Consider the following 8,801-nt stretch of genomic DNA (forward strand, 5'->3'; position numbering starts at 1 on the left):
CTCATGGTTTCCTTTCTGTAATGATGTTTTTTGCAGTAGGTGTAATCTATGTAAGAGTACATGACAGGTATATCTACAATTTTAGAGGGTTGGCGTCGCATATGCCAAAACTGACTTTCTTTGTAACTATTGCCTTTTTTGCTTCTTTAGGTCTGCCTGGTTTTTCTGCCTTCATCTCCGAGATTTTTACGCTTATTGGCGCGTTTAAATCCGAAGGAACAAATGGTTTTATTCCAAGGTGGATGGCCATTGGCGGGGCTTTTGGGATCTTGCTGGGAGCAGCCTATTTGTTATGGACTTTGCAAAGAATGTTTTTCGGAACGGTAAGATTGAAAGAAGATTCATGGTTTAAGGCTTTAACTGATCTGAATGTGAGAGAAATATTCACTTTTACGCCATTAGCAGTTTTAGCTCTTGTACTTGGTATTATGCCTTCGTTGGTTTTTGATGTAATTAATACATCTGTTAACCAATTTATAACGCTGTTTAGATAATGATTGAAGCTTATAACATATCAGGTTCCTTACAGAATATCGTTGACTCGATACCCTTTCTTGCTCCGGAGTTTACACTGGTGGCAGGCTTTTTAATAGCCATATTGCTGGATCTGTTTGTGAAAAAACCAGAGAAACCCGTATTCTTTACTGCACTGATTACTTTTGTTGTGGGAATTGGATTATCCGTTTGTCAGTTCTCACAGATCGGAGAAGATGGAGTTTTTCTTTTTGCCGATATGGTGCAACTAACTCCAAAAGGAGTTCTTTTTAAGATATTAATTCTTTTAGGAGCAATATGCTCATTAATATTCTTCAATAGTGATAAGCGTATTACAGCGCACTCTAAAGGAGTAAACGATTTTTATTCCATCCTGATAGCAGCAGTATTGGCTATGCTGGTACTTGTTTCGGCAAGTAATCTGCTAATTGTCTTTATTGCCATAGAAATGCTTTCGTTAAGCTCCTATCTCATGGTATCATACACTGCAGAACAGGGACGCCAAATGGAAGCAGGTATGAAATATATGCTGTTTGGTGTAACCGCATCTGCCATCATGCTTTATGGAATAAGTTTTATATACGGTTTTAGTGGCTCTCTTAATCTTCGGGAGTGTGTTTAACGGTCTGAACGAAGTTCCGGCTTTGGCAAAAAATCTCATTCTTATATTTTTTATTGCAGGTATTGGTTTTAAGTTATCTGCCGCTCCATTCCATTTCTGGGCTCCGGATGTATATGAAGAAGCGCCTACATCTGTAACTTCGTTTCTTTCTACTGTACCTAAAATAGCAGTATTCGGTTGGTTTTATAGTATAAATAATCAGTTTCACTTGGTTGGTGAGATTTATATTCAGATTATATTTTCTTTAGCCTTATTGTCTTTACTGGTAGGCAATATCCTTGCGGTTTTCCAAACAGATTTAAAGCGTTTGTTGTCTTACTCTGCCATTGGACATACAGGATTTATGCTTATGATATTTATTTTACCCGATACTGATATATTCCACTCACTGTTTTTCTATTTGTTGGTATACGTGATTACTAATATAGGTGCATTTTTAGTGGTTTACCATTTTGAAGAAAAATATGCGGCTATTACATTGCAGAATATTAGAGGATTAGGTAAAGGAACCATTTGGGCAGCAACCATTCTGATTGTATTCTTAGTTTCATTCATTGGACTACCGCCGACAGGGGGCTTTATCGCTAAATTCATTTTGTTCTCAGAACTCATCAGCCAGCCGCAGATAGCACCATACGGAACCTGGTTATTAATTGTAGCGGTTATTACTACCGTAATTTCACTTTTCTATTATTTCAAAATTCCGCTTAACCTGTTTTTAAGAGAAGGTGAAGAAATACCGGCAAAAGCTTATAGCAGAGCATTACTGATTTTACCTGCTGTTTTTGCCGCTCTAATAATCTTACTGGGAGTGTTTCCTTCTGTTGTTAAGTTTTTTTAGAGCCTCACTCTGTGGGTGTTTATTGCAAAAGGCAAATTACTATTGTCTCTCTCCTCCAAGGGAGTTCCTTCGGAACGAAAGAGAGGGCTGTTTTTGTTTTTGCTTTCATCATCCTGTCATTTCTCTCCCGAGTATCGGGAGAGAAATCTGTAAGTTTCTTAGACTTAAATAGTGCAGTTCAAATATTTATGGTCTGTATTACTATTAAACAGATTTCTCCTCCTGTGTCGTCGAAATGACATCATACAAGTTAAAAGCACTACACTTTGTTTCCCTCTCTTTCGGAGAGGTATGCTACACCAATACAAAAAGCAAAACCTTTTAAAGGGTGAGGCTTTTGAACCCTTTTTTCAAAACCACCCTTTGTGCGTTAGAACAGCGCCAGGCAGACTGCGGATTAATTAATAAAAAAAGAGTTTCTGACTCTGATAGGATATAATAAATACTCCCGTTTCCTAAAAAGCATCCTTCGTTTAGAGATGCTTTAAAGCTCCTTTGGAGATGCCTTAAACAAACGAGAAGGATTTTCCATCTTGTCCGGAGTCTTGAGCGTCAGAAACAGAGCCAGGCAAACTGCGGATTAATAACACGCCAGTACAAAAAGTAGAGTGAGGCTTTTGAAGCCTTTTCTCAAAACAACTCTTTCACATCCACTTCTAGGGCAGCTGCTATTTTTAAAATTGTAGTTAATTGGGATTGATTTTTCCAGTTTCTATCCTGTAAACACTCTGAAAAATCAAATTAAAATTGAAGGATATTCCAGTCTTATTCCAGAATCAGAAGTCAAAGCATTTAAAATAGACATCAAAATAGTTCTTATTCCCGCAACAACCATAGAAGTTATGTCATCCAAAAAGATAAATACCAAAGATTTAAAAGCGGTGGCTAAGTATTTAGGGATTTAAAGAGTACCATTTTTATAAACCACAAAGCGAGCTAAGAGAAACCGCAAAGTTCACAACGTTAAGTCGTTTACAATAACTTTGTATGTTTTGAGAAAATCTCAGTTTACTTTGTGGTCAATTAATTTCTTATCTTTGATATAAGGAGGAAAGAAAATGGATATCCAAACAACAAAGATTGAATTGGTAAAGGCAATTTTAGATATTGATAATAATGAGTTTATTCAAAAAATTGCTGATTTCATAAAAAAAGAGAAAACTGATTTTTGGAACGAATTAAGTTATACTGAACAGGAAGAAATAAAAAAAGGTCTTGAGCAGTTGAATGAAGGAAAAAGAGTCTCCTATGAGTCGTTTTTAAAGAAGATTTCTTAATGAAAGTTTTTTTGTCCGAACTTGCAGAGTCAAAACTTTTAAACTTATCTGAATATATTTTAGAAAATTGGGGTTTATCCGCCCGCGATTTGTTTATAAAAAAGCTTAAACAAAAAATAAGTCAAATTTCCTCTCAGCCTGATAGTTGTCCGGTTTCTTCGGAATTTAATGGATTATATAAGTGTGTCGTAACCAGGCAAACAACTTTCTATTACAGGGTTTTGACTAATGAGAATGAAATCGAGGTAATTACAATATTTGATAGCCGGCAACATCCTGATAAGCTGAAGAAAGATATTTAGTCCCATGCTGTAGGTGCTCTTTGCAATTTGAAAGATAACAGCACTATCCTTTGTTTCCCTCTCTTTCGGAGGACTTGTTCCGATTCATAATCGGAAGGGATTGCTACAAAAAGTGCAAAAAGCAGAGTCATTCAAAGGGTGAGGCTCCCTTATCTCCCTCTGTCACATTCAGCTTACAAATAAATGTGATGAATCTGACGTTTTTCCTTTCACAATATTAATGGAATTTCTAATTTTGTGAGCTTACTAACGAGCTTCAATGAGCGATTCTATTAAACACGAATGCGGAATAGCATTCATACGCCTGCTAAAACCTCTATCTTATTACCAGGAAAAATATGGTACGTCTTTATACGGCTTAAATAAGCTGTATCTGTTAATGGAAAAACAGCATAACCGTGGACAGGACGGTGCTGGTATAGCTACCATAAAGTTAAATGTAAAACCAGGGAACAGGTACATCAGTCGTTACCGTTCTATGGAGAAAAATGCAGTGCAGGATATTTTTACTTATGTGATGAAAAAATTTGCAGCTGTAGAAAAAGAAGATCCAAAACTTTTACAGGATGCCCAATGGTTGAAGGACAATGTTAGTTTTACCGGAGAGGTATTATTAGGACATCTTCGCTATGGTACACACGGTAAAAATAGTATAGAAGCATGCCATCCGTTCTTACGCCAGAACAACTGGATGTCCCGTAATTTGGTTGTTGCGGGAAATTTCAATATGACCAATGTGGACGAGCTATTGCAACAGCTGTATGATTTAGGTCAGCACCCTAAGGAACAGGCAGATACAGTAACGGTTTTAGAGAAAATTGGACATTTTTTAGACAATGAAAATCAGGAGCTTTTCGATGCGTTTAAGAAAGAAGGCTACGATAATATAGAGATTTCACAAAAAATAGCTGATAATTTAGATGTTAAGAAAATTCTGAAAAGATCTGCAAAAACGTGGGATGGTGGGTATACCATGTCTGGTATCTTTGGACATGGCGATGCATTTGTTATGAGGGATCCGGCGGGAATAAGACCTGCATTTTATTATCAGGATGACGAAGTATTGGTGGCTGCATCTGAAAGGCCTGCAATTCAAACAGCTTTTAATGTGAAAATAGGTCAGGTTAAAGAAATAAAGCCTGGACATGCACTAATTATAAAAAAGGACGGAACTATTACAGAAGAGATGTTCCGACAACCTTTGGAAAAGAAAGCCTGTTCTTTTGAAAGGATTTATTTTTCCAGAGGTAGTGATGCATCCATTTATCAGGAGAGAAAAAAATTAGGTAAACTCTTGACTCCAACCATTTTAAATCATGTAAATCATGATTTGGAAAAAACGGTTTTTACTTATATTCCAAATACGGCAGAAGTTTCTTTTTATGGTTTAATGGAAGGTTTACATGCTTACAATCGTAACAGACAGAAAGAAGCATTGCTAAATAACGATCATTTAACAGAAGAAGAATTAGACAGGATTCTAAATCTGGCACCAAGGGTAGAAAAGCTGGCTATTAAAGATGCCAAGTTACGTACGTTTATTACTCAGGATGCAGACAGAGGAGATATGGTATCTCATGTTTATGATACAACTTATGGTTTAATCAGGAGAGATATTGATACGCTGGTAGCTATTGATGATTCTATTGTTCGAGGAACAACTTTAAAGCAAAGCATTTTAAGGATTTTTGACAGATTAGGGCCGGTTAAGATCATTATTGTTTCTTCTGCACCCCAAATTCGTTATCCGGATTGCTATGGTATTGATATGAGCAGAATGGGCGAATTCGTTGCTTTTGAGGCTGCTATTACAATGTTGAGAGAACGTGGTATGGGACACGTCATAGAAGAAGTATATGCGAAATGTAAAGCGCAGGCAGATGTACCAAAAGAAGAAGTGATTAACCATGTAAAAGAAATTTATGCTCCTTTTACAGATGAAGAAATATCCAGTAAAATTGCAGAGATTATTACTCCGAAAGAAATAGGGGCGAAGGTAGAGGTGATTTATCAAACTTTAGACAATTTACACGAAGCTTGTCCAGAACATTTAGGCGACTGGTATTTCTCTGGAGATTATCCTACTCCGGGTGGAAACAAAGTGGTAAACAGAGCGTTTATGAACTGGGTAGAAGGAAAAAATGCCCGGGCATATATGTAAGAGTTTAAGTTAGTTAGAAGTTAGAATTTCGAGAGAGATTCAGCATAATACAAAGAAATCGTAATCAGAAAATGGAAGCCGGTAAGTCTTAGTACTTATCGGTTTTTTGTTTTTAGACTTTCCTTAGAATACTGTCTGTTTCTATATCAGCGAATGCGTAAAAATCAAATTATAAACTAATCTGAAAGCAAAAATAATAATAATCACGCCCGCTATCCGGTTTAAACGTTGAATGGATTTTTCAGTAATTCTATACCTTAGCTTATAGGCAAAATAAGCCTTTAGCGAATCCATACCAAACAAAGTTAAAAGGATAGCCCCAAAAAAAGGAATCATTTCATTGGACTTAATTTCGCCATTAAGAGAATATATACCGCTGGTTACACTAATCCAATATAATAATATGAAAGGGTTAAAGATGCACATGAAAAAACCTTTCAGAAAGTATCCAAATTTACGTTTTGGACAGGTAATCTTCTGATAATCAATTTTGACCTTTTTGAAAATATAAAAGCTGCCAATACCAAAAAGAATAAGGCTTCCTATAATGCCAATAGGAATACGGTACTCGTTTTCGAATTTCAAAAAAGAAGAGCCGTATAAGGTAACGATAAGATATATAAGATCTGATAAGACAACACCAAGAGCAAGAAAAATACCTGCCTGGAAGCCCTTTTCTATGCTTATCTTGATTAAGGCAAAGAAAGCTGGTCCGGTTAAAAACGATAGCACAATCCCTAAACCAATTCCGGAAAATATGAGTTCTAGCATTTATTCGATAGTTTTTTAAAAACGCTTAATGCGAATATGCAATTTTTAAAGAAAAAAAACATGCATATTGTTTTAGTCTATTCAAAAAATCACATAATCTTGTTTCGCATACTAATTTGAAAAAACACATAAAACCATTTACTTTGCGCTCTATATATAAAACTTTAGACTCTTAACTTTCATCTTCGACTTAACCTTATGTCTTTAAGCTTTAACCAAATATTCATGAATTTGGCGTCAGATTTGGCGCAGAAATCACATTGTGTGAAAAATCATGTAGGAGCAGTGCTCACAAAAGACACCAGAATTATTTCTATAGGTTATAACGGCCCACCCGCAGGTACGCATAATTGTGATGAAGACTGGCCTGAAGAAGGTTGTCCGAGAGACTCTAAAAATAGTTGCTCATTAGCGCTTCATGCAGAAGAGAACGCTATATTATATGCCGTTAAAAATGGAGCACAGATTCAGGGAGCTACCTTATATACTACATTATCGCCATGTATTGCCTGTGCAAGATTGATATTTGCATCCGGAATAAAACACGTATACTATAAATATTCTTATGCAGCCTATAAAGGATTTCCATCTGATGAAGGCGTAGACTTCTTAAATAGGTTTGGAGTACTTTGTGAGAAGCTGGAAGAGTAGAAAAGTTTATTTGTTGAAATAGTTTATTAGTTGAGATAGCGGTTGGTATTGTTAATGAACTGATATTGGTGATCAAAAGTGATAGGCAGAAGCAAAGCTGAGGTTAAAAATTACGCTTGAATGAGGTACTGCTCAAACTCTCCGTTAAAAAGATTGAAGGGAGCAGGAAGGGGCACTAATGCCCAATAAACTTAACTTACTTACGTAAAAAATAATAATAGAAAGTAATCCCTTCTTTATATTCCTGTATAGCTATTCTTTCATTTACACCGTGTAGGCCCTCCAGGTCTGTGAACGGTACAAAACGGAATACCTGTTGTGTTATTTCTCCAAAATACCTGCTGTCTGTAGCACCAATCATTAAAAATGGAGCAACAACAATATCCTTTTTGAAAGCAGAAATTGTTTTTTGAAGGTGTGAAAATGTTTCGTCATCGAGGTTAGCAACTTGTTTGGGATCCGTTTTGTTCCCTTCAACACTAATTTTTACAAGATCATTTCCGATTGCTTTTTTTAGATGTGATATGATTTCATTTTCTCTGGTATTGGGTAAAGTTCTAAGGTTTATTTTTGCATGCGCTTCACCGGGTATTAAGTTCTCCTTAATTCCCGATTGAAAAATGGTAAATGCCTGCGTTGTTCGGATAGAAGCATTACCTGCCGGAGAATTACTGTAAATATTTTTGATTAAAGGACTGAACAACCATCTGTTGGCCATTGCCATTTTATTGGTAAAAGGTAGTTCGGGACCAACATAGTCCATAAAAGAGTTTACAACTTCGCCTAATTCTGTGGGGAATGGGTTCTGTTTGATTTTAACTATGGCTTCTGCTAAAATATCAATTGCAGTGTTTTTGGCAGGCATAGAGGAATGTCCGCCTGTTATACTGGTTGTTAAATTTACCGTAAGGTAACCTTTTTCTGCTATGCCTACAACGGCAGCTGTTTTGGTGAGATTGGGAACTTTGGTGTTGGTGATCATTCCACCTTCGTCAAGCACCATTTTAGGTATAATATTTCTTTGTTTAAACCATGCTGCAATTGCTTTGGCTCCATTTCTTCCGGTTACCTCTTCATCGTGTCCAAAAGCAAGATATATATCGTTTTCGGGTACGAAATTTTCCGCAATCAACATCTCCACACTTTCTAATATGGCCATTAAACTACCTTTGTCATCTATAGTGCCCCTGCCATAAACATAACCATCTATAATTTTACCGGAAAAAGGATCAGCCTTCCAGTTATTTAGAGTAGATTCCTCTACCGGAACCACGTCCTGATGGGCCATAAGAACAATCGGATTTTTAGAATCTTTACCTTTCCAATGAAATAAAAGACCGAGTTTATTTATTTTAATAACATTAGTCTTTTCAAAAACCAAAGGAAATGCTGTAGCCAGGTAAGCATGGAAATTTAGAAACTGGTTGCTATCTATCTTACTGGCATCATCATAAGAAATGGTTTTGAATTTAATAGACTCCTGTAGACGACTGATACATCCTTTTCTGACATCAATAAACTCATTTGGCGCTACTTCAATCTGTCGGCTTTTAAAGCTGAATGTATTAAACAAAATAATACAAATTAATATCAACAGGAGAGCGAAAACCAGGTTAAAAAACACTTTCATAAGGCTTAAATGGTTTATGAAACAAAATAGGAAAATTATAAAATAAATATG

9 protein-coding genes are annotated in these 8,801 nt (G+C 36.1%); 7 read left to right on the plus strand and 2 right to left on the minus strand.

Annotated features, from left to right (window positions below; translation table 11 throughout):
- The 6 genes from ABWO41_RS12280 to ABWO41_RS12305 form a co-directional block, all read left to right on the plus strand.
- Positions 1-494 (plus strand): proton-conducting transporter transmembrane domain-containing protein (locus ABWO41_RS12280; protein WP_353138232.1); only part of this gene is annotated, 494 nt, incomplete at its 5' end.
- The gene (locus ABWO41_RS12285) at positions 494-1,117 is read left to right on the plus strand and encodes a proton-conducting transporter transmembrane domain-containing protein (protein WP_353138235.1); all 624 of its coding nucleotides are present in this window, start codon (positions 494-496) and stop codon (positions 1,115-1,117) included. The genes ABWO41_RS12280 and ABWO41_RS12285, both read left to right, overlap by 1 nt.
- Positions 1,086-1,958 carry an NADH-quinone oxidoreductase subunit N gene (locus ABWO41_RS12290; protein WP_353138238.1) on the plus strand — a complete coding sequence of 291 codons (873 nt, stop codon included), beginning with the start codon at positions 1,086-1,088 and terminating at the stop codon, positions 1,956-1,958. Before ABWO41_RS12285 ends, ABWO41_RS12290 begins: the two co-directional genes overlap by 32 nt.
- A gap of 1,058 nt (positions 1,959-3,016) precedes the next feature.
- Positions 3,017-3,235 carry a hypothetical protein gene (locus tag ABWO41_RS12295; RefSeq protein WP_353138241.1) on the plus strand — a complete coding sequence of 73 codons (219 nt, stop codon included), beginning with the start codon at positions 3,017-3,019 and terminating at the stop codon, positions 3,233-3,235.
- A complete protein-coding gene (locus ABWO41_RS12300; protein WP_353138244.1) occupies positions 3,235-3,537 on the plus strand; it encodes a type II toxin-antitoxin system RelE/ParE family toxin in 303 nt (100 codons plus the stop codon). The genes ABWO41_RS12295 and ABWO41_RS12300 overlap by 1 nt, the downstream gene beginning before the upstream one ends.
- Positions 3,538-3,796: 259 nt before the next feature.
- Positions 3,797-5,698 (plus strand): amidophosphoribosyltransferase, encoded by a 1,902-nt coding sequence (locus ABWO41_RS12305; RefSeq protein WP_353138247.1) that lies wholly within the window; start codon positions 3,797-3,799, stop codon positions 5,696-5,698.
- A 141-nt stretch (positions 5,699-5,839) separates the two neighbouring features.
- On the opposite strand, the gene ABWO41_RS12310 is transcribed toward ABWO41_RS12305, so the two are convergent.
- The gene (locus tag ABWO41_RS12310; protein ID WP_353138250.1) at positions 5,840-6,469 is read right to left on the minus strand and encodes a LysE family translocator; all 630 of its coding nucleotides are present in this window, start codon (positions 6,467-6,469) and stop codon (positions 5,840-5,842) included.
- A gap of 225 nt (positions 6,470-6,694) precedes the next feature.
- Between ABWO41_RS12310 and ABWO41_RS12315 the strand changes: the two genes are divergently transcribed.
- On the plus strand, positions 6,695-7,120 hold the full coding sequence (locus tag ABWO41_RS12315) for a deoxycytidylate deaminase (protein ID WP_353138253.1): 426 nt from the start codon (positions 6,695-6,697) through the stop codon (positions 7,118-7,120).
- A 196-nt stretch (positions 7,121-7,316) separates the two neighbouring features.
- Here the strand turns inward: ABWO41_RS12315 and ABWO41_RS12320 are convergent, their stop codons facing one another.
- Complete coding sequence (locus ABWO41_RS12320; protein WP_353138256.1) at positions 7,317-8,750, minus strand: M20/M25/M40 family metallo-hydrolase; 1,434 nt, start codon at positions 8,748-8,750, stop codon at positions 7,317-7,319.
- Positions 8,751-8,801 lie beyond the last annotated feature (51 nt).

The sequence above is a fragment of the Pseudopedobacter sp. genome (assembly GCF_040392825.1).
Lineage (GTDB): Bacteria > Bacteroidota > Bacteroidia > Sphingobacteriales > Sphingobacteriaceae > Pseudopedobacter.

Excerpts from the sequence above, each read along its gene's own strand:
- ABWO41_RS12300 (WP_353138244.1), top strand. The coding sequence starts at position 3,235 with ATGAAAGTTTTTTTGTCCGAACTTGCAGAGTCAAAACTTTTAAACTTA.
- ABWO41_RS12310 (WP_353138250.1), bottom strand. The coding sequence starts at position 6,469 with ATGCTAGAACTCATATTTTCCGGAATTGGTTTAGGGATTGTGCTATCG.
- ABWO41_RS12305 (WP_353138247.1), top strand. The coding sequence starts at position 3,797 with ATGAGCGATTCTATTAAACACGAATGCGGAATAGCATTCATACGCCTG.
- ABWO41_RS12320 (WP_353138256.1), bottom strand. The coding sequence starts at position 8,750 with ATGAAAGTGTTTTTTAACCTGGTTTTCGCTCTCCTGTTGATATTAATT.
- ABWO41_RS12315 (WP_353138253.1), top strand. The coding sequence starts at position 6,695 with ATGAATTTGGCGTCAGATTTGGCGCAGAAATCACATTGTGTGAAAAAT.
- ABWO41_RS12285 (WP_353138235.1), top strand. The coding sequence starts at position 494 with ATGATTGAAGCTTATAACATATCAGGTTCCTTACAGAATATCGTTGAC.
- ABWO41_RS12295 (WP_353138241.1), top strand. The coding sequence starts at position 3,017 with ATGGATATCCAAACAACAAAGATTGAATTGGTAAAGGCAATTTTAGAT.